Here is a 23656-nt window from a genome sequence, read left to right on the forward strand (position 1 = left end):
CCGGGCTCAGCGGGCGCCGACCCGCGCCACCACCAGCGCCGCGTGGGCCAGCCCCGCGTCCAGCGCCCGCTCCGGCGGGATGCCGGGTTCGGCCAGCCATGCGGCCAGCAGGCCCGCCGCGAACGCGTCCCCCGCCCCGGTCGTGTCCACGACGGTCGTCGGCAGCGCCGGGCGGTGCACCAGCACGTCACCGGAGGCCCAGAGGGCCCCCTCGGCACCCAGCTTCACCGCGGCGACGCGGTGCCGGCCGGCCAGTGCGCGGGCGGCGTCGGCCGGGTCCGCGCAGCCGGTCAGCAGTCGTGCCTCGGCGGCGTTGGGGAGCACGACGGTGGCGGCCGCGGTGTCGGTCAGCCACCGGTCGACGCCGTAGGCCGCCAGGGGTGCGGTGGAGGCCGGGTCCAGCGAGATGGTGGCGCCGGCGGCGGCTGCGGCGGCCAGCGCGGCCAGCCCGGCGACCCGGGGGCGGGGGTCGAGCAGCGTGTAGCCCGACAGGTGCAGGTGCCGCACGTGCGCGAGGGCGACGTCGCCGGGTTCGAGCGCCAGGTTCGCACCGCGGTCGGCGAGCATGCTGCGCTGGCCGTCGGGCTCCACCAGGCTCACGATCGTGCCGGTCGACGTCCCGGGCACGGTGCGCAGCGCGGGCCGCACGCCGGCGGCGGCCAGCTCGGCGACCAGGCCGACGCCGGCCGGGTCGTTCCCCACGCAGCCGACCATGCGCACCTCGGTGCCCAGTCGCGCCAGGTGCACCGCCACGTTCGCGCCGGCGCCGCCGCCGCGGGTGCTGATGGCGGCGGGGCGGTCCGAGCCGGGAGCCGGGGCCCCGTCGAGCACCGCGACGACGTCGGTGGCGACGTCGCCCACGACGACGACGGTCACGGACGCGGCAGGTCGGCGAGGGCCGCGGCGATCCGCCCGGCCAGTTCGGCGTTGCGCAGCACCAGCCGCACGTTGACCGCCAGGGTCGCGCCGTCACTGGCCCGGTGCAGGTGGTCGAGGACGAACGGCGTGACCTCCTTGCCGCGGACGCCCGCGGCGTCGGCGGCGGCCAGCGCGTCGGTGATGACGCGGTCGTGCAGGGCGGGATCGAGCTGCTCGTCGGCCGGCAGGGGATTGGCCACGACCACCGCACCGGGGGCCAGCCGGCGCCGGGCGGCGAACACCGCGGCCGCCTGCGCCGGGTCGTCGACGGCCCAGTCGACCGAGGACCCCGAGTCGGCCACGTAGAAGCCGGGGAAGGTGGTGGTGCCGTAGCCGACGACGGTGACCGACAGGGATTCCAACCGCTCCAGCGTCGCCGGGACGTCGAGGATCGACTTCACCCCGGCGCAGACGACGACCAGCGAGGTCCGCGACAGCGCGGTGAGGTCCGCGGACTCGTCGAACGTGTCGGTGGCGTGCCGGTGCACGCCGCCGAGCCCGCCCGTGGCGAAGACGCCGATGCCGGCCGCGGCGGCCAGCAGCGCCGTGCTCGACACCGTCGTCGCCCCGCTCATGCCCAGGGCCGCGGCGATCGGCAGGTCGCGGACGCCCAGCTTGGCCAGGTCGGGGTCGGCGCACACCCGGTCCACCTGGTCCGCTGTCAGGCCCACGTGCGGCACGCCGTCCAGGACCGCGATCGTGGCCGGCACCGCGCCGCCGGCGCGGACGGCGGCCTCGACCTCGTCGGCCGCGGCGCGGTTGTCCGGGCGCGGCAGGCCGTGAGCGAGCAGCGTGCTCTCGAGGGCCACGACCGGGCGGCCGGCACCGAGCGCGCCGGCCACCTCGGGCGACAGGACGGGAAGGGGAGGAGGAGAGGCGGTCACCCTGTCATCATGGACGGCAGTCGACAGGCGCCGACGGGCGCCGGCGAGGAGGGCACGTGAGCCAGTCCGACATCCTCGAGCGGCCGGACGTCCGGGAGGGCGACACCGGCAACGCCAACGAGGTCTTCCACTACGTGAAGAAGAACAAGATCGCCGAGAGCGCCGTGATGGGCACGCTGGTCGAGGCCCTGTGCGGCGAGGTGTTCCCGGTGACCAAGAGCCCGAAGCCGGGCAGCCCCGTGTGCCCCGCGTGCAAGGAGGTCTACGAGCAACTCCGCAAGGGGGAGTGAAAGGACCGACGCAGGGCCCCACGCGCCGGGGACGGCCGTTGGCCGCGGTGCGGTCCGGAGGACCGCGAAGTCACAGCCCGAGCTTGCGGGCCTCGTCGGCGAGCTTGGCGGCCCGGCGCTCCCGCCGGCGCCGGTCGTGGCGGCGCAGGGGGGCCGGCCAGCGGGCCTGGATGGTGGCGTTGAGCTCGGCGCCCAGCAGCACCGCCATGCCGAAGAAGAAGCAGAACAGCAGGGCGCCGATCGGGGTCGCCAGCGCCCCGTACGGCAGCGCCGTGGTCAGGATGTCGCTGACGTAGGCCCGCAGCAGCAGGGCCGCGATCAGGAAGAACGTCAGGGCCAGCACCGCGCCCGGCAGGTGCCGCCGCCACGGCAGGCGGTTCGGCAGCACGACGTGGTAGAAGCTCGTGAGGGCGAGCAGCAGGCCGATGAGCACCACCGGCCAGTAGACGGCGTCGACCAGCAGCGTGGCCGTGGCCTGCCAGTCGTCGGGCAGCAGCGACACCAGCACCGCGCGGCCGAGGACCAGCAGCGGCAGCGTCACCACCGCCACGCCCATGCCCACGATGAACAGCCAGAGCGCCTTGAGCCGGGTGCGCACCGGCCCGCGCACGTCCCGCTGGTCGTAGGCGATGACGATCGTGTTCATGAACGTCGCGGTCGCCGACGACCCCGCCCACAGCGACAGCAGGAAGCCCAGGCTCACGACGTCGAGGCGTCCCCCGGCCAGGATGTCGCTCAGCGTGGGGGCGACCAGCGTGTCCACGACGTTCGGCGTCAGCACCTCCGCCGACGCCGTCAGCAGCCGCTCCTCGATCTGGCGCACGGAGCTGTCGCCGATGACGTCGCCGAGGTAGCCCAGCGTGCCCAGCAGCCCGATGAGCAGCGGCGGCACGGAGAGGATCTGCCAGAACGCCGCCTCGCCGGACAGGCCCAGGATCCGGTCCTGCCAGGCCTTGGCCACCGTCTGACCCAGCACCTGCAGGGGCGTCCGGACGACGCTCGGCCAGTGGGCCAGCCGCCCCTGCTCCGTGACGCTCGGGACGGCCGGGCCGTCGTCCTCCGCCGGGATGGCGCTGTCCTGGGCGTCCCCGGCGGTGGCCGGGGAGCCGCTGGGCAGGACAGCGCTCATCCGCCCAGTGTGCACGGCGGTTCGCGCCGGAGGGCCCGCTCGGCCGGTGACGGGCCGGGAGCGTCCCTCCGCCGGGGGACCGGCGAGAGCTCAGTCGCCCCTGCGCGCGCCCGGCCGGCGACCGCCCGGGCTGGACGGCGCCGCCGGCGGCGTGCCCTCCGGCCCGGGGGTCGGGGTCGGCGGCGGCACGCACCGGATCACCGCTTCGGCCGCGTAGCTGGTGTGGAAGTTCTCCCGGCGGAGCTCGGCCCCCGACGACAGGTCGCGGAAGACCCGCGTGACCGTGATGTCGAAGCCGGTGATGCCGCCCTGGGGGGTGCAGTTGCCGTCGTCGACCTTCTCCTGGACCGCGGGCTGCCGGAAGTTGGTCCGCTCGCTGCTGATCGACTCGATCTCGTAGCGCTTGGTCCCGTAGAAGGTCACCGTGATCGCCCCGGGCACCCAGTTGGTGTCGACGAAGACCCCGGTGTCGCTGTCGTTCTTCCACACCAGGTCGATGACGCCCTCGTACACCGTGGCCTCCCGGCCGGCCGGGTAGCGGCTGATGTAGAAGCTGTGCGGCTTGTGGTAGACGTCCTCGAGGCCGGCGAAGAAGACGGCGTTGAACATCGTGGTGGCGAACTGGCTGATGCCGCCGCCGACCGCCGTCGACAGCTCTCCGCCGCTGATCACCGCGGCCGGCACGTACCCCTGGGCTGTGCCACGGGGGCCGGTGAACGTGTTCAGGCTGAACGTCTCGCCGGGCATGATCAGCGCGCCGTCGACCTCCTCGGCCACCACGCGGATGTTGGTTCCGCTCGCGGGGCTGGTGAAGTTGGTGGTGAAGCTGCTGATCTCCTCGCGGATGCCCAGCGCCTGGGCCTCCTCGGTGGTGAAGTCGGCGGGGACCGGGCCCAGCTCGGCGGTGACCGATCGCGGGGCTGGGTCGGCCAGCACGTCCATCAGCTGCTCGGAGAGCCGCGCGGGGTCGACCCCGGTGCCGTCCACCGACGGGACGACGGAGACCGAGCCGCCGCTCACCTCGAACCGCGCGTCCTCGGCCGGTGTGCCGAAGGCGCCCAGCCCGTCGCCCAGCGCCGCCTGCAGCGCGGCCGGGTCGATGGACACCGCGAGCTCGCCGTCCTCCTGGGGCGTGAAGACCAGGCCGGCCGCGATCGCGGCGACGGGCACCTCGGCCGAGGTGCCGCCGTCCTGGCTGCTGACCTGCACGGGCGCGGCCAGGGCCGGGGTGACGACCTCGTCGAGGACGCGCTGCGCCTCCTCGGTCTGCACGTGCACCGGGGAGACGTCGACCGGCAACTCGATCGGGGTGGCCGGGTCGCCGCCGGACGCCAGCGCGTCGGTGATGGCCTCGGCGGCCCCCTCGCGGTCCAGGACCCGCCCGTCGGCCGGCTCCACCAGGCTGGGCGTGGTGTTCTCCAGCACGATGGTGGCGTCGACGGGGGCGCGGTCCACCTGCGCGGCGATGGTCTCGATCTGCGCGGCCAGGGACGTCTCCTCGCCGGTGATCACCGGCTCGACCGGGCGGTCGCTGAAGAGCGACACGATCCGCGTCCAGGGGTTGAGCGGTTGCTCGGAGGCGGCGTCCACGGTGCCGTCGACGTCCAGCGCGATGCCGGCGGTGGCGGGGGAGAGGGTGGCCTCGACGTCGGCCGCCACGACGGTGTGGTCGGCGACGACGCGCGGTGCCAGATCCCGCTCGAGCAGCTCGGCGGCCGCGGCCGGGGACAGGCCCCCGATGTCGACGCCGGCGACGACCGTGTGGCGGGGGATCTCGCCCGAGGACAGGAACAGGTCGACGCCGTAGGTGGCCGCCAGCACGCCGGCCGCGGCGGCCGGCACGAGGACGGCCTTGCGGCCCCACCAGGGGCGCCGGGGACCTCCGGCGGGCGGCTCGTCGGCCGGCGGCGGGCCGCCCGGCGTGTCCGGGCCGTCGCCGGCAGGGCTCTCGGTGAGGGCCGGTCGGTCGGCCGGCTGCTCGCCGGGGACGTCGTCGACGACGAGGGGGGCGTCGGCCAGCACACCCGTGGCGTCGTCGGCGGTGTCGGCTGTGTCGGTTGTGTCGCCTGTGTCGGCGGTGCCGACGCTGTCGACGCGGTCCTCGCTCGTCACCTGCGGGGCCCCGGAGAGCCAGTCGCGGGTCACCGGCCGGGTGTCGTCGATCTCGTGGTCGGTGGTGCTGCCGGCCGGTGGAGTCTCCGGTGCCGGCGTCTCGGCCGCGACCGGGCTCTCGACCGGGCTCTCGACCGGGGTGTCGACCGGCGCCTCGGCCTGCGCCGGGCTCGGTGCCGCAGCCGAGCCCTGGCCGGATCCCTGGGCGTGGACCGCCGTCTGGCCGGTGGCCGTGCCGACGGCCGGCGGGGACACGCGGGTGCCGTCGGGCGCAGGGCGGCCGGTGGGGCCGTCCGCGCGCATGCGCACGGTTTCGTCGGGCGCAGGGGTGTGCTGAGACATGGGGTGGTCCTCAGGTCGCCGTCGACCGGGAGACCCCGGGAACGACGGAGCCGCCGGCCCGACATCCGCACGGGGCGGGGAGTCGGACGCGGCGGCGTCGTCGGGTGAAGCTGTCATCGCGGCGCGACGATAGCGCCTCTGTCAGGCAGTGACGCGCTGCTCGCCGTCTGTGTCGATGATGTCGACCGCGATGTCACGGAGCTTGGTCTCGTACTCACGTGCGTGGTGACCGCAGAACACGAGGTCACTGCCATTGGCAAGCACCACACGCACCTTGGCCAGAGCACCGCAGCGGTCGCAGTGGAAGGGAACGACGAGGTCATCGGTGGGCGGGGTCGTCGTCAGCGTCTGGGTCATCTGGCTCATCACTCGCTCTCTACCGCACGGACCCGCGATTGCGGATCGGCCTCCTGCACAGCGCCAGGATGGACCCCCGGATTCCCGTTCCACTGCCGATGTGACCTGACTCGCCGGACTTGGTGAGGTCGGTGCCACTGGGGCAGGTGATGGAGCGGAGAAGCAGGGGACGTCACTGGGTCTTACCGGTCGATCTATCGGGTCGTGCTTGTCGTTCGGTCACCGGCTGGGAGCCGGTTCGTGGGTCCACTGCTCTTTCTTGACCGCACCCACGCTACGCCGCTTACCCGGAGGCGCGCCGCGTACACCGCCGGAGTAGCGCGCACGAGTGAGATCGTGATGACGATGTGATCTGTCGATGTGGTCTGTCGGCCTCCAGCCGACACCGCGGCGATGACACTGCGGCCCTCCGGGCCGCACCGCGGCCAGGTGCCGTCCCCCGTTGCGTGGAGCTGCTGCGTCACGCCTGCGCGGACCCCGCCGGGGCCCACTCGGCGTGACCGGCTTCGCCTCTCCTAGTCGAGGTAGTCCCGGAGTACCTGGGAGCGGCTGGGGTGGCGCAGCTTCGACATCGTCTTGGACTCGATCTGCCGGATCCGCTCACGCGTGACCCCGTAGACCTGGCCGATCTCGTCGAGCGTGCGCGGCTGGCCGTCGGTGAGGCCGAACCGCAGCCGGACGACGCCGGCCTCCCGCTCGGAGAGGGTCTGCAGCACGCTGGTCAGCTGGTCCTGCATGAGCGTGAAGCTCACCGCGTCGACCGCCACCACGGCTTCCGAGTCCTCGATGAAGTCGCCGAGCTGGCTGTCGCCCTCGTCGCCGATGGTCTGGTCGAGGCTGATCGGCTCCCGGGCGTACTGCTGGATCTCCAGCACCTTGTCCGGGGTGATGTCCATCTCCTTGGCCAGCTCCTCGGGCGTGGGCTCGCGGCCCAGGTCCTGGAGCAGCTCGCGCTGTATGCGGCCGAGCTTGTTGATGACCTCGACCATGTGCACCGGGATGCGGATGGTGCGCGCCTGGTCGGCCATGGCGCGGGTGATGGCCTGCCGGATCCACCAGGTGGCGTACGTGGAGAACTTGTAGCCCTTGGTGTAGTCGAACTTCTCGACGGCGCGGATCAGCCCGAGGTTGCCCTCCTGGATCAGGTCCAGGAACGCCATGCCGCGGCCGGTGTAGCGCTTGGCGAGGGAGACGACGAGACGCAGGTTGGCCTCGAGCAGGTGGTTCTTGGCGCGCTCGCCGTCGCGGACGATCCAGTTGAGGTCGCGGCGCATCTGCGGCGAGATCTTCTGGCCCTCCTCCTCGACCTGGCGGAGGCGCTCGGAGCCGTAGAGACCGGCCTCGATCCGCTTGGCGAGGTCGACCTCCTCCTCGGCGTTGAGCAGCGCGACCTTGCCGATCTGCTTGAGGTAGGCCCGGACGGAGTCGGCGGACGCGGTGAGCTCGGCGTCCTTGCGGGCCTGCCGCAGCGCCTCGGACTCCTCCTCGTCGTCCCACTCGAAGTCGCCGCCCTCGGCGGTCTCCTCCTCGGGGGCGACGGCCTCGACGGCGGGACCGTCGGGGCCGGCCACGACCGTCTCGTCGAGCTTGAGACCCTCGGAGCCCGCGTCGACCACCGCGACGGCGGAGTCGTCGCTGGCGACGGCGGTCAGCACGGCACCCTCACCCGCACCGGGGGAGGGGACGACGGCCGGCTTGGCGCGCTTGGCCGCGGTCGTGGTCTTGCCCGCGGCCTTCTTGGCCGGTGCCTTCTTGGCGGCCGCGGACTTCGTGCCCACCGTGCCGCCCTCGGGCGTGCTCGCGGGGACCGCGGCGGTGGCCCGGGGGGCCCGGGTACCGGCAGCAACCGTCTTGGAGCGCTTGGGGGTGCTCGCTGCGGCTGCTTCCGGTGCTGGCTGGTCGGCGGGCACTCAGGTTCCTTCCCGTGCTGGATTCGTTCCCCGGGGACCGTCTGATCCCCGGGCAGCGGCTCCGACCGAAGCCCAGCGACGGATGAGAGGACCCCGCGAACCGACGCGGCGTTCGGCCGCGGATCGGGCAGGGGATCCCTCCCGGCTGGAGGGCGACGGGCTGGGGCTCTCCCATTGTAACGGCGTGTTCGAGTGATTCCACCGTCCCGCACGCGGTCGTCTCGCTCCGACGAGGCGGGGGACCTGCTCCGAGCGGGTGATCACCCCTCCGTGGGGTGCCCGCGAACGGGGTTGCCGGGCCGCACCACGCGCCCCTCGGTCACCCCTGGTCGCGCTCGTGCGCCACCAGGGCGGCGCCGACGATGCCCGCGTCGTTCTGCAGTTGCGCCGGGACGACGGGCGTCCGCGTGGACAGCAGCGGCACCCACTTGTCGGCCTTCTTGCTCACCCCGCCGCCGACGATGATCAGGTCCAGCCACAACCCCGACTCGAGGACGTCGAGGTAGCGGTCGACGCGCTCGGCCCAGCGCGGGTAGCTGAGGTCCTCCCGGTCCCGGGCAGCCGCCGAGGCGCGTCGCTCGCCGTCCTCCCCGTCGACCTGGATGTGACCGAACTCGGTGTTGGGCACCAGGTGCCCGTCGGTGAACAGGGCGCTGCCGATGCCGGTGCCGAAGGTCAGCATCAGCACGACGCCGTCCTGGTCGCGGCCGGCGCCGTAGCGCATCTCCGCGATCCCGGCGGCATCGGCGTCGTTGAGCGTCACCACCGTGCCGGGGAGCAGTTCCTCGAGGCCGGCGTCGACGTCGGTGCCGATCCAGCTCTTCTCGACGTTGGCCGCCGTGTAGGCGATGCCGTGCTTCATCACGCCGGGGAAGGTGACGCCGGTGCGTTCGGTCCACCCGAACTCCTCGACGATCCGGGCCACCGCGGCGTAGACCGCGGCCGGATGCGAGGGCTGCGGTGTCTCGATCCGGACCCGCTCACCGATGAGCTGGCCCTTCTCGAGGTCGACCAGGCACCCCTTGATCCCGCTGCCGCCGATGTCCACGCCGAAGCCCCGCACGCCGACAGGGTAGTGACGCCGGCCACCGGGCACCGTCCCGCGTCCGGGTGGACCTCCGGCAGGATCGATCCGTGACCTCCTCGCCCGGCACGCCCCCGGACCCCGCCGCGCTGCTCGCCCTCGCCGTCGCGACCGCCCGCGAGGCGGCCCGGCTCGTCGCCGACGGCCGCGCGTCCGCCGGGGACCGGGTCGACGTCAAGTCCAGCTCGGTCGACGTCGTCACCGCGGTCGACACCGCCAGCGAGCGGCTGATCGTGGGCCGGCTGCTCGCCGCGCGCCCCGACGACGCCGTGCTCGGCGAGGAAGGCGCCGCCCGGGACGGCGGCAGCGGGGTGCGGTGGATCGTCGACCCGATCGACGGCACCGTGAACTTCCTCTACGGGCTGCCCGCCTACGCCGTGTCGATCGCCGCGGAGGTCGACGGGGTGGTCCGCGCCGGCGCCGTCCTCAACGCCGCCACCGGCGAGCTGTTCACCGCCACCACCGGCGGCGGCGCGTGGTCGTCGTCCCCGGCCCGTCCCGAACCGGTGCGGCTCACCGGCAGCCGCCCGTCCTCGCTCGAGCAGACGCTGGTCGGCACCGGCTTCGGCTACCAGGCCGAGCAGCGGCGGGCGCAGGGTGCTGTGGTGGCTGCGCTGCTGCCGCAGGTGCGCGACATCCGCCGGGTGGGCAGCGCGGCCCTCGATCTGTGCGCGGCGGCCGCGGGGCGCATCGACGCCTACTACGAGCTGCACCTCAACCACTGGGACTACGCCGCCGGCGCCCTCGTCGCGGCGGAGGCGGGGCTGGTGGTCACCGGGCTGCCGGGGCGGCCGTTCGCCGAACCGCTGGGGATCGCGGCCGCTCCGACGGTCGCCGACGCGTTCGTCGAGCTACTCGACCGGCTGCACTAGCAGGCTGCGGCGGCACTGGTCGCGGTGCTGAGCGCGGCCGCGACCTGCTCCGGGGTGGCCAGGCTCTGCGGCCAGACGAACTCGGGGCCGAGCACGAGGTCGACCTGCTCGGTGGCGCGGGTGTCGGGGTAGTCGCCGGCGCCGGGGAGGACCAGCGCGACGAACCGCGCCGCGTCGGCACCCCGCGGGCCGTGCCGCACCTCGCCCGGGCCGGTCACCTCGCGGCCGGTGTCGTCGTTGCCGACCTCGGCGATGGTGAAGCCCCGGTTCCGCAGCTCATCGGCCACCTGTGAGGCGATGCCGCCCTGGTCGGTGGCGTTGAGCACCCGGACCGACAGCGTGGTCGGGTCCAGCGAGGGCGGGGCCTCCTGCGCCGTCGAGCACGCCGCGGCCTCCTCGGCCTTGCGCTCGGAGTCCTTGCGCAGCACGTTCCACCACACGCCGGCGGCGGCGAGCGCGAGGACCAGCAGGAAGATCAACGGCGGGATCGGGCGGCGGCCACTGCGGGCGCGCACCGGAGGGCGGTCGACGGTGCGCTGCGTCACGGCGGTGATCCTAGATGCGGAGGGCGCCCCTAGATCGCACCGTCGTCCAGCGCGGCGCGTCCCAGTTCGATGCAGGGGTCGATGCGCTCGGCGTAGCCCGCCACGTCCTTACCGGCCATCGCCCCGGCGGCCGAACGGGCGAGGATCCCGGCGATGATCGCGGCGAACTTGAAGAACGCGAATCCGACGTACCAGTTGAGGTCGGTCAGGTCGGTGCCGGTGCGCCGGGCGTAGCGCTCCGCGACCTCCCGGCGGGTGGGGAAGCCGCTCAGGGTCGTGACCGGGCTCAGCGTCGCCGGGCGGTCCTCCCCGGCCTCCGGCCAGTAGACGAGCGTCAGGCCGAGGTCGGTGAGCGGGTCGCCCAGGGTCGACATCTCCCAGTCGAGGACCGCCTTGATGCGGCCGGGCAGCCCGGGGTCGAGCAGGCAGTTGTCGAGCCGGAAGTCGCCGTGCACGATGCTCGACCGCTGCGCCTGCGGCACCGTCTCGGCCAGCCGGGCGGCCAGCGCGTCGAGGTTGGGCCGGTCCTGGTCGCGGGTGGCCTCCCACTGCTGGGTCCACCGGCGCACCTGCCGCGCGGCGAAGCCCTCCGGGCGGCCGAAGTCGGCCAACCCGACGGCGGCGTAGTCGACCAGGTGGAGGTCGGCCAGCACGTCGACCAGCCCTTCGCCGACCGCGCGGCGCTGCTCGGGCTCGTCGGCGTAGCCCGGCGGGAAGGCCTGCACGACGTGCACGCCGACGACCCGCTCCATCACGTAGAACGGCGCGCCGAGGACCGACTCGTCGGTGCACAGGTGCAGCGTCCGCGGTACCGGGACGGGGGTCGGACCGAGCGCCGTGATGACCCGGTGCTCGCGGGCCATGTCGTGGGCGGTCTTCAGCACCGCGCCGGTCGGGGGTCGCCGCAGGATGACCGCCTCGTCGGGGGAGCCACCCTCGGGCGTCACGACGTACGTGAGGTTCGACATACCCGCCGCGATGAGTTCCACGGTGACCGTGCGCCACCGGTCGTCGTCCAGGGCCGAGGCCAGATACGGCCCGACGACGGCTGGATCAGCACCCACGGGAGTCGTCACGGCGGCAGGGTAACCTCTGGCGCTCCGCAGCCCGGACGGGCCGGCGGACCGGGAACGTGCCGCGAAAGACGGGGCGGGCACAAACCCGGGTCGCACGGCGTTGGGGGGCTGCCGGTCCTTTCCGTTCCGTCGTCCACCGACGTCGGACACCCCGGCGCCGGGAGCCCTGAGCGGGCGACCGGCTTCCCGACCACCCGGTCGCCCCGCGACCGGCAAGGACGACGGCCCACCCCGGCGCCGCGTCAGACGAGCGGGTACGACACCCGCGAGAACCCCGGAGGAGGGGCACCCCATGGCCACCGACTACGACGCCCCGCGCCGCAACGAAGCCGACGAGCTCGGCGAGGACTCGCTCGAGGAGCTCAAGGCGCGGCGAGCCGAGGCGCAGTCCTCGTCGGTCGACGTCGACGAGACCGACTTCAACGAGAACCTCGAGCTGCCCGGCGCGGACCTGTCCAACGAGGAGCTGACCGTCCGCGTGCTGCCCAAGCAGGAGGACGAGTTCACCTGCTCGCGCTGCTTCCTGGTGCAGCACCGCAGTCGGCTCGCCGCCACCAAGGGCGACCAGCTGTACTGCCGCGACTGCGCGGCCTGACAGAGGGCACCACCGCAGGGGCGGCCGGACGACGGGGAGGGATGCCATGAGCGACAGCGGTCCACGGACCGGCGCCGCACGGGACGTCCCGCCCCCGCGGCCGGTGCCCCCGCCGCCCCCGGCGGCACCCGAGGAGAACGGCCTGGCCCGCGCGGCGCGCGCGGTCGCCGAGGCCGTCGCCGGCCTGGTGTCCGGGCGCGCGGACGACGGTCCCGCGGGCGAGCCGCGGCGCTCGGCCGCATCCGGTCTCCGCGACGTCGTCGGCGCCGTGGCGAGCACGGTGGGGGCGGCGCTCGGGGCCGCCCGCGAGCGCTCCGGCGGTGACCAGTCGCCGGGGCGCCCCGCCGAGGCGCCGTCACCCGACGGCGAGCGCACGCCGGCGGCCCTGCTGGGCGACCTCCTGGCCACCGCCGCGCCGCGGCTGCCCATCCGCGACGCCGCCCGGTTGCGGCAGGCCCATCCCGGGGCCTCGGACGCCGAGATCGCCGACGCGCTGGTCGCCCGCGCCGCCCGCCTCACCGCCGGCATCGGTGCGGCCACCGGTGGCCTCTCGGCCGCGCACTGGTTCGCGCCGCCGTCGCTGCTGGCCCTGCCGCTGGAACTGGGTGCCGAGACGGTGCTCGTCGCCGGGGTAGAGGTCGTGCTCATCGGGGAGCTGCACGAACTGCACGGCCGCCCGGCGCCCGGTGACGCGCGGTCCCGCGCCTCGGCCTACCTGGCCGGCTGGTCTGCCCAGCGCTCGGTGGAGGGGGCCGGCGCGGCGGGTCTGGGCTCGTTGCTCGGCAGCGCCGGCATCAACGCGTTGCGGCGGCGGCTCACCCGCAAGCTCGCCGGCAGCCTCCCGACCGCGGCGCCCTTCCTGATCGGCGCCGCCCTCGCCGGCCGCGGCAACCGGCGCGCCACCGAGGCCCTGGCGCGCACGGTGCTGGCCGACCTGCGCGCCCCCCGGCCGCTCGACCACCCCGGCGGGTCACGCGGCTAGGGTCGCCGTCGTGCCCGAGACGCCCCCGCCCGAACTGGACGTACCGGTCCTGCTGACCGACCTCGGGGACGGCTCGGCCGCGCTGCCGCGGTACGCGCTCCCCGGCGACGCCGGCGCGGACCTGACCGCCGCCGAGGACGTGGAGCTCGCCCCCTTCCAGCGGGCGCTGGTGGGCACCGGGGTGGCCGTCGCCATCCCGGAGGGGTACGCGGGGTTCGTGCACCCGCGCTCCGGCCTGGCCCACCGGCTCGGGCTGAGCATGGTCAACGCGCCCGGCACGATCGACGCCGGCTACCGCGGGGAGATCAAGGTGAACCTGATCAACCTCGACCCGACGTCGTCGCTGACCCTGCGGCGCGGCGACCGCATAGCCCAGCTCGTGGTGCAGCCGGTGGTGCGGGCCCGCTTCGTGCCGGTGGCCGAGCTGCCCGGCAGCGAGCGCGGAGCCGGCGGCCACGGCTCGACCGGCGGGCACGGTTCAGTGGACACGCTTCTCGAGGGACGGATCTGACGATGCCGATCGGACGGCGGCGCAACCGCATCGACCGCAGCCTGCGCGAGCGCGGGGTGCCCCCCGAACCGCAGAACCGGGAGCGGGAGGTCGTCGAGACGACCGGCCCGTACGACGAGTCCGACGCCCCCGACGACGGCATCGTGCGCATCGACCTCGGCTCGATCCGGTTGCCGGCGCTGCCCGGCATGGACCTGCGGGTCGAGCTCAACCCCCAGCAGAAGGTGGTCGGGGCGACGCTGCGGGCCGGGGACTCCCAGTTGCAGGTGTCCGCCTTCGCCGCGCCCCGGGCCGGCGGCATCTGGGACGACGTCCGGGCCGACATCGCCACCAGCGCGTCCGGACAGGGCGGGAAGCTCGCCGAGGTCGAGGGGCCGTTCGGCACCGAGCTCGCCGGCTCGATCATGGCGCCGGCCCCGCCGCAGCCCGGGCAGAGCAGCCCGCCGCAGCCGGTGCGCCGGCCCGCGCGATTCCTCGGCGTGGACGGGCCGCGCTGGTTCCTGCGCGGCCTGATCAGCGGCCCCGCCGCGGGCAGCTCGGAGGCCGCGGCAGCCCTCGAGGAGGCGTTCCGCGGCATCGTCGTCGTCCGCGGGACCGAGCCGATGCCCGTGCGGGAGCAGCTGCCGCTGTCCCTGCCGCCGCAGGCGGCCGCCCAGCTGGCCCGCCAGCAGGAGGCGCTGAAGGCGCAGTCGGCCGGGCGGCCGGCAACGCCTCCTACCTCGCCGCCCGCCTCGCCGCCTGCCTCCCCGCCCGCCGTGCCGCCCGCCGCCCCCGGCGCCTGAGACCGGATTACGCTGGAACCGTGACCGAGACCCGATCGCCGGGATGGTTGTCGCGCACCTTGCAGCGACTGACCGCCGACGAGCACACCATCGACGCCGAGGAGCTGCGGGCCGATTCCGCGAGCGCCGGCTGCGAACCGCTCGCGTCCTGCCGCAAGGGAGCCGTGGTCACCGTGACCGGCCGGCTCAAGTCCGTGGTCTACACCCCGCGCGAGACCGTCCCGACGCTCGAGGCCGAGCTCTTCGACGGCTCCGGATCGGTCACCCTGGTCTGGCTGGGGCGCCGCCGGATCCCCGGCATCGTGCCCGGCCGCACGGTCACCGCACGTGGCCGGTTCGCGGCCTTCGACGGCAGGCGGGTCATCTACAACCCCTGGTACGAGCTCGGCGCCGGCTGACCGCGACAGGACGGGCAGCGCGGGACGCAGGCGCCGGGGAGCCGGCCGGGCAGCGGGGGAGCAGGAGGCCGGAGTGAGCACAGCAGGTGAGCCGGCCGACCGGTCGACCGCCGACGCCGCGGGGACCGCACCGGAGGCCCCGGCGCACGAGACACCCGATCCGCTGGGGTTCGACCGGCACCTGGTGCTCGAACAGCTCGGTGGCTGGCGCGGCATGGTCGACGCCACCCTGCCCACGGTCGCCTTCATCGTCGCCAACGCGATCGACGGGTTGCGCACCGGCATCTGGGCCGCCCTCGGCACCGCGTTCCTGGTGTTCCTCCTCCGCCTGGTCCGCCGGCAGAGCGTGCAGCAGGCCGTGAGCGGGCTGTTCGGCGTCGGCATCGCGGTCGCCATCGCCGCGGCGTCCGGCCAGGCGCGGGACTTCTTCGTCGTCGGCATCCTCCGCAACGCGGCCGTCGGCGTGATCCTGCTCGGCTCGATCGCGCTGCGCCGGCCGCTGGTCGGTGTGATCGCGGAGTTCCTCGCCCCGAGCCACCTCGGTGCCATGGCCGCGCACCGGCTGCCCGGCCTGCGCCGGAAGATCGAGGAGGCCAGCGCGACGCTGCACCACCGGGCGCCCCCGCCGGTCCGCGGCGAGCCCGATCCCGAGCCCGAACTGCACTGGCGCGAGGACCCGCGCATGCGGCGCGCATACACCTGGCTCACCGTGATGTGGGGCGGCACCTTCGTCGTCCGCGGCCTGGTCGCGTGGTTGATCTACCGGGTCTCCGAGAGCGACGTCACGGTCCTGGGCACGGTCTCCCTGGTGCTGGGCCTGCCGGTGACCGCCGTGGAGATCCTGGTGACCCTGTGGGTGGTCTCCCGCCTGCACCGGCACCGGTCACCGGCGCCCGCCGCCTAACCGTTCAGGCCCGGCCGGTGCTCTCCGGGGCGAGCACGTCCTTGAGCTGGTCCTCGACGTCGGCGTGGGTGACGAACAGCAGCTCGTCGCCGGCCTCGAGCGGCTCGTCGGGGGTGGGGGTGATGACGCGGTCCCCGCGCAGGATCGCGGTCAGCACCGTCTCCCGGGGCAGCGGCACGTCCCGCAGTGCCTTGCCGACCCACGGGGTGTCCTCGGCGAGCGTGATCTCGACCAGGTTGGCGGCGCCCTTGCGGAAGCTCATCAGCCGGACGACGTCGCCGACGGTCACCGCCTCCTCGACGAGCGCGGCGAGCACGCGGGGGGTGGAGACGGCGACGTCGACGCCCCAGGCCTCGGTGTAGAGCCACTCGTTGCGGGGGTCCTTGACCCGGGCGACGACGCGGTTCACCGCGAACTCGGTCTTGGCCAGCAGCGAGACGACGAGGTTGGCCTTGTCGTCACCGGTGGCCGCGACGACGACGTCGCAGGTGGCCAGCTGGGCCTCCTCGAGCGAGGAGACCTCGCAGGCGTCGGCCTGCACCCACTCCGCGCCCGGGACGGCGCGTGTCTTCACCTTGCGCCCGTCCTTCTCGATGAGCATGACGGTGTGGCCGTTGGCCAGCAGCTCCCCGGCGATGGACCGGCCGACCGCGCCGGCGCCCACGATCGCGACCCGCATCAGTGGTGCCTTCCCTCGGGGGCGCGCTCGACCACGTCGTGCACCCGGCCGGTGATCTCGTCGGTCACGGCGACGACGAGCTGGTCACCCTCCTGCAGGACGGTGCTCGCGGTCGGCAGCTGGGCCTCGCCGAACCGGACCATCCAGGCGGCGCGGGCACCCGACGCCGCCTCGAGCTCGCTGAGCTTGCGGCCCACCCAGCTCTCGGTCACCGTGACGCGCATCAGCACGACCTTCCCGGTGGGCTCCCGCCACAGCTCGCTGACCTTCACCGAGAGCAGTTCGCGCAGCAGCCGGCTCACCGTCCACGGGACGGTCGCGACGCTGGGGATGCCCATGCGCTCGTAGACCTCGGCGCGCTTCTCGTCGTAGATGCGCGCCACGACGTGCTGGACGCCGAAGGTCTCGCGGGCCACCCGGGCGCTGATGATGTTCGAGTTGTCGCCGCTGCTGACCGCGGCGAACGCGCCGGCGGTGTCGATGCCGGCGTCGAGCAGGGTCTGCCGGTCGAAGCCGAGACCGGTCACCTGGCGGCCGCTGAACTCCGGACCGAGCCGGCGGAAGGCCTCCGGGTCCTGGTCGATGACGGCCACGCTGTGGCCGATCTCCTCGAGCCGGCGGGCGATCGCAGAGCCGACCCGTCCGCAGCCCATGACGACCACGTGCACGACGAGCTCCCGGGGGGATCGAAGGAGCGCCGGCGCCGACCGCCCGCGCATCACCGGCCGCGAAGCTACACCCGGTACGACGTCGATCGGATCACGGACGGCCGACTCGACCCGAAGGGGCGGGGCGCGCCGCCTGCTGCCGCACCAGGGGCCGCGCCGTCCGTACCATCGCCGCCGTGCCCAGCCTGTCCGACCTCGGACATCTCCCGAAACGACTCGTCCTCGGTCGCGCCGTCCGCAGCGACCGGCTGGGCGAGTCGCTGCTGCCGAAGCGCTACGCGCTGCCGATCTTCGCCAGCGACCCGCTCTCCTCGGTGGCCTACGCCACCCAGGAGATCCTGCTCGTCCTGACCCTCGCGGGCACGGCCTTCCTGTACCTGGCGCCCTGGCTGGCGGTCGCGGTCGTGCTGCTGCTGATCACGGTGGTGCTCTCCTACCGGCAGGTGGTGCACGCCTACCCGTCCGGCGGCGGCGACTACGAGGTCGCCATGAAGAACCACGGGCAGTTCGCCGCGTTGGTCGTCGCGAGCGCCCTGCTGGTCGACTACGTCATGACCGTGGCGGTGTCGGTCTCGGCCGGCACCGACAACATCATCTCGGCGTTCCCGTCGCTGAACGAGCACCGGGTGCTCATCGCCGTGGGGCTGGTGGCGCTGCTCGCCGCGGTGAACCTCCGGGGCGTCCGGGAGTCGGGCAAGGCGTTCGCCGTCCCGACGTACCTGTTCATCAGCGGCATCTCGGTGATGATCGTCACCGGGCTGATCCGGTACTTCTTCACCGATGCCGGGGTGGTCTCGGAGACGGCGCAGTACACGGTCACACCCGAGCCGGCGTACGAGAACGTCGCGGGTCTCGCGCTGCTCTTCTTCGCGCTCCGCGCGTTCGCCTCGGGCTGCACCGCGCTCACCGGCGTCGAGGCGATCGCCAACGGGGTGCCCGCGTTCAAGCCGCCGAAGAGCCGGAACGCGGCGACGACGCTGGCGCTGATGGGGGGCATCGCCGCGGCGATGTTCGCCGGCGTGACGGCCCTGGCCCTCCTCTCGGACGTGAAGTACGTCGAGCACCCGTGCGACCTGGAGGGCTTCGCGAACTGCGAGACCGAACCCCAGCGGACGGTCATCGCTCAGATCGGCGCCGCGGTGTTCGGCGGTGACGGGTCGGTCGGCTTCTTCGTCATCCAGGCCGCCACGGCGCTCGTGCTCGTCCTGGCCGCCAACACCGCCTTCAACGGCTTCCCGCTGCTGGGGTCGGTGCTCGCGCAGGACCGCTTCATGCCCCGGCAGCTGCACACCCGCGGGGACAAGCTCGTGTTCAGCAACGGGATCCTGCTGCTCGCGGGTTTCGCGGCGCTGCTGATCTACGTGTTCGACGCCGACGTCACCCGGCTGATCCAGCTCTACATCATCGGCGTCTTCACCAGCTTCACCATCGGCCAGTGGGGCATGGTCCGGCACTGGAACCGCGAGATGCGGCTCGAGGGTGACCCGGCGGCCCGGCGGCGGATGCGCCGGTCGCAGATCATCAACACCGTCGGCGGGAGCCTGACCTCCGTGGTGCTGGTGATCATCGTGCTGACCAAGTTCACCCACGGGGCCTGGCTGGTCCTGGTCGCGATGCCGATCCTCTTCGGGCTGATGAAGGCGATCAACCGCCACTACTCGAACGTCTCCCAGCAGCTGGTGCCCGACACCGACGCCCGCACGCTGCCCAGCAAGGTGCACGCCGTCGTCCTGGTCTCGAAGGTGCACAAGCCGACCCTGCGCGCGCTGGCGTTCGCCCGGGCCACCCGCCCCGACGCCCTGACGGCGCTGACGGTCAACGTCGACGACGCCGACACCCGGCAGCTGCAGGCGGACTGGGAGCGCTTCGACATCCCCGTCCCGCTGACCGTCCTGGAGTCGCCCTATCGCGAGATCACCCGGCCCGTCGTCGACTTCGTCAAGAACATCCGCCGCGACAGCCCGCGCGAGATCGTCATCGTCTTCGTGCCCCAGTACGTGGTCGGTCACTGGTGGGAGAACGTGCTGCACAACCAGAGCGCGCTGCGCCTGCGCGCCCGCCTGCAGTTCCAGCCCGGTGTCATGATCACCACGGTTCCCTGGCAGCTGGAGAGCTCGCTGGGACGCGACGACGGCGACGGTTCGGGCCCGGCGCCCGGCGCGCTGCGCCGGGGGCTGACCGACGGGGCGAGCGACTCGACGCCGTATGGCTAGCGGCCGGAGGCCGCGGGCCCCCCGCCCGCCGCGCGAGGACCGCGGAGGCGGCTGGACCGGCGCGGAGTTCGAGGTGACCGTCGGCCCGGTGGCCCACGGCGGCCACTGCGTGGCCCGGCACGAGGGCCGCGTGGTGTTCGTCCGGCACGGCCTGCCCGGCGAGCGCGTCGTCGTCCGGGTGACCGAGGACCGGCACCCCGGGTTCTGCCGCGCCGACGCCGTCGAGGTGCTCGAGCCCTCGCCGCACCGGGTGGAGCGCCCGTGCCCGCACAGCGGCCCCGGCCGGTGCGGGGGGTGCGACTGGCAGCACGTCGCGCCCGAGGAGCAGCGCCGGCTCAAGGCCGCCGTCGTCCGCGAGCAGCTGGCCCGGCTGGCCGGCCTCAGCGACGTCGACGTGACCGTGGAGGAGCTGCCGGGCGGGCCGCTGCGCTGGCGGTCCCGGGCGCGCTTCGCCGTCGACCGGTCGGGGGCGGCCGGACTGCGGCGGCACCGCTCGCACGACGTCGTCGTCCTCGACGACTGCCCGATCACCGAGGAGAACGCCGCCCGCGCGGTGCTGGCCCGCCGCTGGCCGGGCGCCGGCGCCGTCGACGTCTCGGTGGATGCCACCGGGGCGGTCACGACCACGCGGCTGGACCGGCGGGGTCATCCGACCTCGACCCGCGTGGTGCGCCCGGGCGGCGACCTGCCCGCCGAGCCGGACGGCCGGGCCGAACGGCACGCCGGCGGGCGCGACTGGGAGGTCGAGGGCACCGGCTTCTGGCAGGTGCACCCGGCCGCCGCCGACGCCCTGGTCGCCGCCGTGACCGCCTTCGCCGGGGTGCGCGCGGGAGAGACCGTCCTGGACCTCTACGCCGGTGCCGGCCTCTTCGGCGGGGCGCTGGCACCCGCGGCCGGCCCGGACGGCCGGGTGGTGTGCGTCGAGTCCGACGCCGGCGCCTGCGCCGCCGCGGACGCGAACCTCGCCGACCTGCCCCAGGCCGAGGTCTGGCAGGGCGAGGTCGACCCCGAGGGGCTGGCCGGGCTGCTCGAGGAGCTGGGCACGCCGCCCGACGTCGTCGTCCTGGATCCGCCGCGCGCAGGCGCCGGGGCGGCGGTCAGCCGGCTGCTCGCCGGCACCGGCGCACGGGCGGTCGTCTACGTCGCGTGCGACCCCGCCTCGCTGGCCCGGGACGTCGCCGCGTTCGGCGCGGCCGGCTACCGGCTGGCCGGTCTCCGGGCCTTCGACGCCTTCCCGATGACCGCTCACGTCGAGTGCGTGGCGCTGCTCGTCCCGGCCTGACGCGGCCATTGGTTACGGTCATGGTGTGCCCACGTGGGAATACGCCTCGGTCATCACGGCCAACGACGCCGAATCGCAGCGGGCCGGAGTGAGCGTCAAGCTCCCCGGCGGTCAGTCGGAACGCCAGCAGGGCGACACCAGCTCGGTCCTCAACCGGCTCGGTGCCGAGGGGTGGGAGCTGGTCAGCTACCACTCCAGCGGCGCCGGTACCTGGGGCTTCGAGCAGTTCTGGCTCAAGCGGCAGTCCTCGTCCTGATCCCCGGCTGACCGCTGTGCCGCCCGGTCCGCCCGACCGCTCCGCCCGGTCCGACGCGACCGTGCCGCCGGGCTGGCCCGAGCAGGTCCGGCCGCCCGGCGCGCCCGACTGGGAGCGGACGGCGGTGGCCTGGCTGTTCGACCTGGTCCCGCCCGACTACCGCGCCCACGAGGTGCTGCGCCGCTACCCGGTGCTGCTCGCGCGCTTCGCCGCCGACCACGTCGACGCCGGGCTCGAGGCGGCCCGGCGCGGCTGGCGCACGGTGCGCGTCGAGCTCGCCGACCAGTTGCCGGCCGAGGCCATCGAGGCGGCCATGACCGCCTACGAGCGGGAGGGCACGCGGCTGGCGGCGGCCGCCCGCGGGATCGAGGTCGTGGCCGGCGCCCTGCGCGGGGAGCGCTGGGTGCCGCGCCTCTGAGGTCGGACCCGGACGCTGTGACCTTCACCCGGGTGGGCCGCTGCGCCGGAACCGGTGGAACTGCGCGGTTACAGTGGGTCGGCGGACATCGCGGTGCCGTTCGCGATGCCCGCGATGCCGCGGCAGCCGCCGCCGACCGAGAGGACACCGTCGAGCCGTGCCGCTCCTGCGATCGCTCCGGGATCCCGCTGATCTGCGAGCTCTGCGGCCCGAAGAGCTCCCCGCCCTCGCGGCCGAGATCCGTGACGCGCTGGTCACCAGCGTCGCCAAGACCGGGGGGCACCTCGGCCCGAACCTGGGCTGCGTCGAGCTGACGATCGCGCTGCACCGGGTGTTCGACTCCCCGCGCGAGCCGATCGTCTTCGACACCGGCCACCAGGCCTACGTGCACAAGATGCTCACCGGCCGGGTCGAGGGCTTCGAGCGGTTGCGCCAGCGGGGTGGGCTGTCGGGCTACCCGAGCCGCGGCGAGAGCGAGCACGACTGGGTGGAGAACAGCCACGCGTCGACGTCGCTGTCCTACGCCGACGGGCTGGCCAAGGGCTTCGCCGTCCGCGGTGACAAGCGCCCGGTCGTGGCCGTGATCGGCGACGGAGCGCTGACCGGCGGCATGGCCTGGGAGGCGCTGAACAACATCGCCGCGGCGCAGGACCGGCCGGTCGTCATCGTGGTCAACGACAACGGCCGCTCCTACTCGCCGACCATCGGGGGAGTGGCCGACGCCCTGGCCACCCTGCGGCTGCGCCCCGGGTACGAGAACGCGCTGCTCGCCGTCCGGCAGGCGCTGCACCGGGCGCCCGTCGTGGGCTCGGCGCTCTACGACGCGCTGCACGCGATCAAGAAGGGGCTCAAGGACGTGCTCTCGCCGCAGGGCATGTTCGAGGACCTCGGCATGAAGTACATCGGCCCGGTCGACGGCCACGACGTGGAGGTCATGGAGTCCGCGCTGCGGCGGGCCCGCTCCTTCGGCGGGCCGGTCATCGTGCACGCCGTCACCACCAAGGGCTTCGGCTACCCCCCGGCCGAGACCGACCAGATCGACGCCTGGCACGCCACCGGCGTCTTCGACCCCGACAGCGGCGCCAGCACCCGCAAGGCCGGGCTGGCCTGGACCGACGCGTTCGCCGACGAGCTGGTGCGCATCGGCGGGGAGCGCCCCGACATCGTCGCCATCACCGCCGCGATGCTGCACCCGACCGGCCTCGCCCCGTTCGCCGAGCGGTTCCCCGAGCGGACCTTCGACGTCGGCATCGCCGAGCAGCACGCGCTCACCTCGGCCGCCGGCCTGGGCATGGCGGGGCTGCACCCGGTGGTCGCCATCTACTCGACCTTCCTCAACCGGGCCTTCGACCAGCTGCTCATGGACGTCGCCCTGCACGGCCAGCCGGTGACGGTCGTGCTCGACCGCGCCGGTGTCACCGGCGACGACGGTGCCTCGCACAACGGCATGTGGGACATGTCGATCCTCTCGGTCGTGCCCGGCCTGCACCTGGCCGCGCCGCGCGACGAGGCGACCCTGCGCGAGGCGCTGCGCGAGTCGGTGGCGATCACCGACGGGCCCTCGGTCCTCCGCTTCCCGAAGGGTGTGCTGCCCCCGGATATCCCGGCGCTGGAGCGGCGCGGCCCGGTCGACGTGCTGCGTCGTGGGGACCGGGCGGACGTGCTGCTGGTCGCCGTCGGCTCGATGGTGCCGATGTGCCTCGCCGTCGCCGAGCGTGCCGCCGACCACGGCGTCGAGGTGACCGTCGTCGACCCGCGCTGGGTGCTGCCGGTTGCGCCGGAGCTGGTGGAGATGGCCGCGGGGCACCGCCTCGTCGTCACGGTCGAGGACGGCGGCCGCGCCGGGGGAGTGGGCAGCACGCTGACCCGGGCGCTGCAGGACCGCGAGTGCGACGTGCCGGTGCGCACGCTGGGCCTGCCGCAGGCGTTCCTGGAGCACGGCAGCCGCGGCCAGGTGCTCGCCGACGTGGGGCTCACCGAGCAGGACGTCGCGCGGCGGATCGTCGAGTGGAGCGCGAAGCTCGCCGACCGGGCCGAGCAGGACGAGGAGAACCGGGTCGAGGACCGCACGTCATGACGGTCATCGCCGAGATCCAGGTGGCCCCCGCACCGCCGGGCACCGCCGACGACCCGCACGCGCACGTCGAGGCCGCGATCGCGGTGATCCAGGCGTCGGGTCTGCGCTACGAGGTCGGCGCGCTCGGCACGACGCTCGAGGGCGAGGCCGACGCGGTGTGGGCGACCCTGCGCGCCGCGCACGAGGCGATGCTCGCCGCCGGCGCCACGGCCGGCCTCTCCCACATCAAGGTCGCCTCGGTGGACCGCACGATGGACAGCCTCACGTCGAAGTTCCGCTGAGCCCGCCCCTGACCCTGCCGCCCGCTGACCACCGTGGTCGCCGGACGGCGAGAGCCGCCGTACGACCGCTGGAGCCGGACTGCATGGCGGC

At 74.2% G+C, this 23656-nt stretch carries 25 protein-coding genes; 14 read left to right on the forward strand and 11 right to left on the reverse strand.

Annotated features, from left to right (window positions below; translation table 11 throughout):
- Positions 1–6: 6 nt before the first annotated feature.
- Together ABD644_RS05280 and ABD644_RS05285 are read right to left on the reverse strand one after the other, a co-directional pair.
- The gene (locus ABD644_RS05280) at positions 7–876 is read right to left on the reverse strand and encodes a carbohydrate kinase family protein (protein WP_344687576.1); all 870 of its coding nucleotides are present in this window, start codon (positions 874–876) and stop codon (positions 7–9) included.
- Positions 873–1802 carry a pseudouridine-5'-phosphate glycosidase gene (locus tag ABD644_RS05285; RefSeq protein WP_344687577.1) on the reverse strand — a complete coding sequence of 310 codons (930 nt, stop codon included), beginning with the start codon at positions 1800–1802 and terminating at the stop codon, positions 873–875. Before ABD644_RS05285 ends, ABD644_RS05280 begins: the two co-directional genes overlap by 4 nt.
- A 56-nt stretch (positions 1803–1858) precedes the next feature.
- On the opposite strand from ABD644_RS05285, the gene ABD644_RS05290 reads away from it, so the two are divergent.
- Complete coding sequence (locus tag ABD644_RS05290; protein ID WP_344687578.1) at positions 1859–2092, forward strand: DUF3039 domain-containing protein; 234 nt, start codon at positions 1859–1861, stop codon at positions 2090–2092.
- A 70-nt stretch (positions 2093–2162) separates the two neighbouring features.
- Here ABD644_RS05290 and ABD644_RS05295 read toward each other — a convergent pair whose 3' ends face one another.
- The 5 genes from ABD644_RS05295 to ppgK all read right to left on the reverse strand — a co-directional run bounded on the left by ABD644_RS05295 (position 2163) and on the right by ppgK (position 9005).
- A complete protein-coding gene (locus ABD644_RS05295) occupies positions 2163–3221 on the reverse strand; it encodes a YihY/virulence factor BrkB family protein (RefSeq protein WP_344687579.1) in 1059 nt (352 codons plus the stop codon).
- A gap of 90 nt (positions 3222–3311) precedes the next feature.
- Positions 3312–5675 (reverse strand): VanW family protein, encoded by a 2364-nt coding sequence (locus ABD644_RS05300; protein WP_344687580.1) that lies wholly within the window; start codon positions 5673–5675, stop codon positions 3312–3314.
- Positions 5676–5816: 141 nt separating this feature from the next.
- Entirely contained in the window at positions 5817–6041 is a 225-nt protein-coding gene (locus tag ABD644_RS05305) for a DUF7455 domain-containing protein (RefSeq protein ID WP_344687582.1), read from the reverse strand.
- A gap of 506 nt (positions 6042–6547) precedes the next feature.
- Positions 6548–7942 carry an RNA polymerase sigma factor gene (locus ABD644_RS05310; RefSeq protein ID WP_344687583.1) on the reverse strand — a complete coding sequence of 465 codons (1395 nt, stop codon included), beginning with the start codon at positions 7940–7942 and terminating at the stop codon, positions 6548–6550.
- 319 nt (positions 7943–8261) lie between these two features.
- Entirely contained in the window at positions 8262–9005 is a 744-nt protein-coding gene (gene ppgK / locus ABD644_RS05315) for a polyphosphate--glucose phosphotransferase (RefSeq protein WP_344687584.1), read from the reverse strand.
- A 71-nt stretch (positions 9006–9076) separates the two neighbouring features.
- Here ppgK and ABD644_RS05320 point away from each other — a divergent pair, with 71 nt between their 5' ends.
- On the forward strand, positions 9077–9898 hold the full coding sequence (locus ABD644_RS05320) for an inositol monophosphatase family protein (RefSeq protein WP_344687585.1): 822 nt from the start codon (positions 9077–9079) through the stop codon (positions 9896–9898).
- Here the strand turns inward: ABD644_RS05320 and ABD644_RS05325 are convergent.
- The gene (locus tag ABD644_RS05325) at positions 9895–10443 is read right to left on the reverse strand and encodes a LytR C-terminal domain-containing protein (protein ID WP_344687586.1); all 549 of its coding nucleotides are present in this window, start codon (positions 10441–10443) and stop codon (positions 9895–9897) included. The genes ABD644_RS05320 and ABD644_RS05325 overlap by 4 nt on opposite strands.
- 29 nt (positions 10444–10472) lie before the next feature.
- Positions 10473–11519: a phosphotransferase family protein gene (locus ABD644_RS05330; protein WP_344687587.1), complete on the reverse strand. Its 1047-nt coding sequence runs from the start codon at positions 11517–11519 to the stop codon at positions 10473–10475.
- 292 nt (positions 11520–11811) lie between these two features.
- Between ABD644_RS05330 and ABD644_RS05335 the strand changes: the two genes are divergently transcribed.
- From ABD644_RS05335 to ABD644_RS05360, 6 genes are all read left to right on the forward strand, one after another.
- On the forward strand, positions 11812–12114 hold the full coding sequence (locus tag ABD644_RS05335) for a DUF4193 domain-containing protein (RefSeq protein ID WP_089306675.1): 303 nt from the start codon (positions 11812–11814) through the stop codon (positions 12112–12114).
- 46 nt (positions 12115–12160) lie between these two features.
- Positions 12161–13096 carry a hypothetical protein gene (locus ABD644_RS05340; RefSeq protein WP_344687589.1) on the forward strand — a complete coding sequence of 312 codons (936 nt, stop codon included), beginning with the start codon at positions 12161–12163 and terminating at the stop codon, positions 13094–13096.
- Between the two features lie 10 nt (positions 13097–13106).
- Positions 13107–13607, forward strand: coding sequence for a dUTP diphosphatase (gene dut / locus ABD644_RS05345; protein WP_344687591.1), 501 nt, complete (start codon positions 13107–13109; stop codon positions 13605–13607).
- A gap of 2 nt (positions 13608–13609) precedes the next feature.
- Entirely contained in the window at positions 13610–14389 is a 780-nt protein-coding gene (locus tag ABD644_RS05350) for a DUF3710 domain-containing protein (protein ID WP_344687593.1), read from the forward strand.
- A gap of 20 nt (positions 14390–14409) precedes the next feature.
- Positions 14410–14787: an OB-fold nucleic acid binding domain-containing protein gene (locus ABD644_RS05355; RefSeq protein ID WP_344687594.1), complete on the forward strand. Its 378-nt coding sequence runs from the start codon at positions 14410–14412 to the stop codon at positions 14785–14787.
- Between the two features lie 73 nt (positions 14788–14860).
- Positions 14861–15691, forward strand: coding sequence for a DUF3159 domain-containing protein (locus tag ABD644_RS05360; protein ID WP_344687596.1), 831 nt, complete (start codon positions 14861–14863; stop codon positions 15689–15691).
- Between the two features lie 4 nt (positions 15692–15695).
- On the opposite strand, the gene ABD644_RS05365 is transcribed toward ABD644_RS05360, so the two are convergent.
- Positions 15696–16370: a potassium channel family protein gene (locus ABD644_RS05365; RefSeq protein ID WP_344687597.1), complete on the reverse strand. Its 675-nt coding sequence runs from the start codon at positions 16368–16370 to the stop codon at positions 15696–15698.
- A complete protein-coding gene (locus ABD644_RS05370; protein ID WP_344687598.1) occupies positions 16370–17038 on the reverse strand; it encodes a potassium channel family protein in 669 nt (222 codons plus the stop codon). The genes ABD644_RS05365 and ABD644_RS05370 overlap by 1 nt, the downstream gene beginning before the upstream one ends.
- A gap of 176 nt (positions 17039–17214) precedes the next feature.
- Between ABD644_RS05370 and ABD644_RS05375 the strand changes: the two genes are divergently transcribed.
- From ABD644_RS05375 to ABD644_RS05400, 6 genes are all read left to right on the forward strand, one after another.
- Entirely contained in the window at positions 17215–19251 is a 2037-nt protein-coding gene (locus ABD644_RS05375; RefSeq protein ID WP_344687599.1) for an APC family permease, read from the forward strand.
- Complete coding sequence (locus tag ABD644_RS05380) at positions 19244–20533, forward strand: class I SAM-dependent RNA methyltransferase (protein ID WP_344687600.1); 1290 nt, start codon at positions 19244–19246, stop codon at positions 20531–20533. Before ABD644_RS05375 ends, ABD644_RS05380 begins: the two co-directional genes overlap by 8 nt.
- A 25-nt stretch (positions 20534–20558) precedes the next feature.
- The gene (locus ABD644_RS05385) at positions 20559–20789 is read left to right on the forward strand and encodes a DUF4177 domain-containing protein (protein ID WP_344687601.1); all 231 of its coding nucleotides are present in this window, start codon (positions 20559–20561) and stop codon (positions 20787–20789) included.
- 16 nt (positions 20790–20805) lie between these two features.
- On the forward strand, positions 20806–21207 hold the full coding sequence (locus ABD644_RS05390) for a hypothetical protein (protein ID WP_344687603.1): 402 nt from the start codon (positions 20806–20808) through the stop codon (positions 21205–21207).
- A 157-nt stretch (positions 21208–21364) separates the two neighbouring features.
- Positions 21365–23284 (forward strand): 1-deoxy-D-xylulose-5-phosphate synthase, encoded by a 1920-nt coding sequence (gene dxs / locus ABD644_RS05395; protein WP_344687604.1) that lies wholly within the window; start codon positions 21365–21367, stop codon positions 23282–23284.
- Complete coding sequence (locus tag ABD644_RS05400) at positions 23281–23565, forward strand: thiamine-binding protein (protein WP_344687605.1); 285 nt, start codon at positions 23281–23283, stop codon at positions 23563–23565. Before dxs ends, ABD644_RS05400 begins: the two co-directional genes overlap by 4 nt.
- Positions 23566–23656 lie beyond the last annotated feature (91 nt).

Origin of the sequence: Blastococcus jejuensis, assembly GCF_039534705.1 — a bacterium.
Lineage (GTDB): Bacteria > Actinomycetota > Actinomycetes > Mycobacteriales > Geodermatophilaceae > Blastococcus_B > Blastococcus_B jejuensis.

Bases quoted from the DNA above. Each gene is read 5' to 3' on its own strand.
- ABD644_RS05295 (WP_344687579.1), bottom strand. From the start codon at position 3,221: ATGAGCGCTGTCCTGCCCAGCGGCTCCCCGGCCACCGCCGGGGACGCC.
- ABD644_RS05300 (WP_344687580.1), bottom strand. From the start codon at position 5,675: ATGTCTCAGCACACCCCTGCGCCCGACGAAACCGTGCGCATGCGCGCG.
- ABD644_RS05305 (WP_344687582.1), bottom strand. From the start codon at position 6,041: ATGAGCCAGATGACCCAGACGCTGACGACGACCCCGCCCACCGATGAC.
- ABD644_RS05335 (WP_089306675.1), top strand. From the start codon at position 11,812: ATGGCCACCGACTACGACGCCCCGCGCCGCAACGAAGCCGACGAGCTC.
- ABD644_RS05340 (WP_344687589.1), top strand. From the start codon at position 12,161: ATGAGCGACAGCGGTCCACGGACCGGCGCCGCACGGGACGTCCCGCCC.
- ABD644_RS05350 (WP_344687593.1), top strand. From the start codon at position 13,610: ATGCCGATCGGACGGCGGCGCAACCGCATCGACCGCAGCCTGCGCGAG.
- ABD644_RS05365 (WP_344687597.1), bottom strand. From the start codon at position 16,370: ATGCGGGTCGCGATCGTGGGCGCCGGCGCGGTCGGCCGGTCCATCGCC.
- ABD644_RS05380 (WP_344687600.1), top strand. From the start codon at position 19,244: ATGGCTAGCGGCCGGAGGCCGCGGGCCCCCCGCCCGCCGCGCGAGGAC.
- ABD644_RS05400 (WP_344687605.1), top strand. From the start codon at position 23,281: ATGACGGTCATCGCCGAGATCCAGGTGGCCCCCGCACCGCCGGGCACC.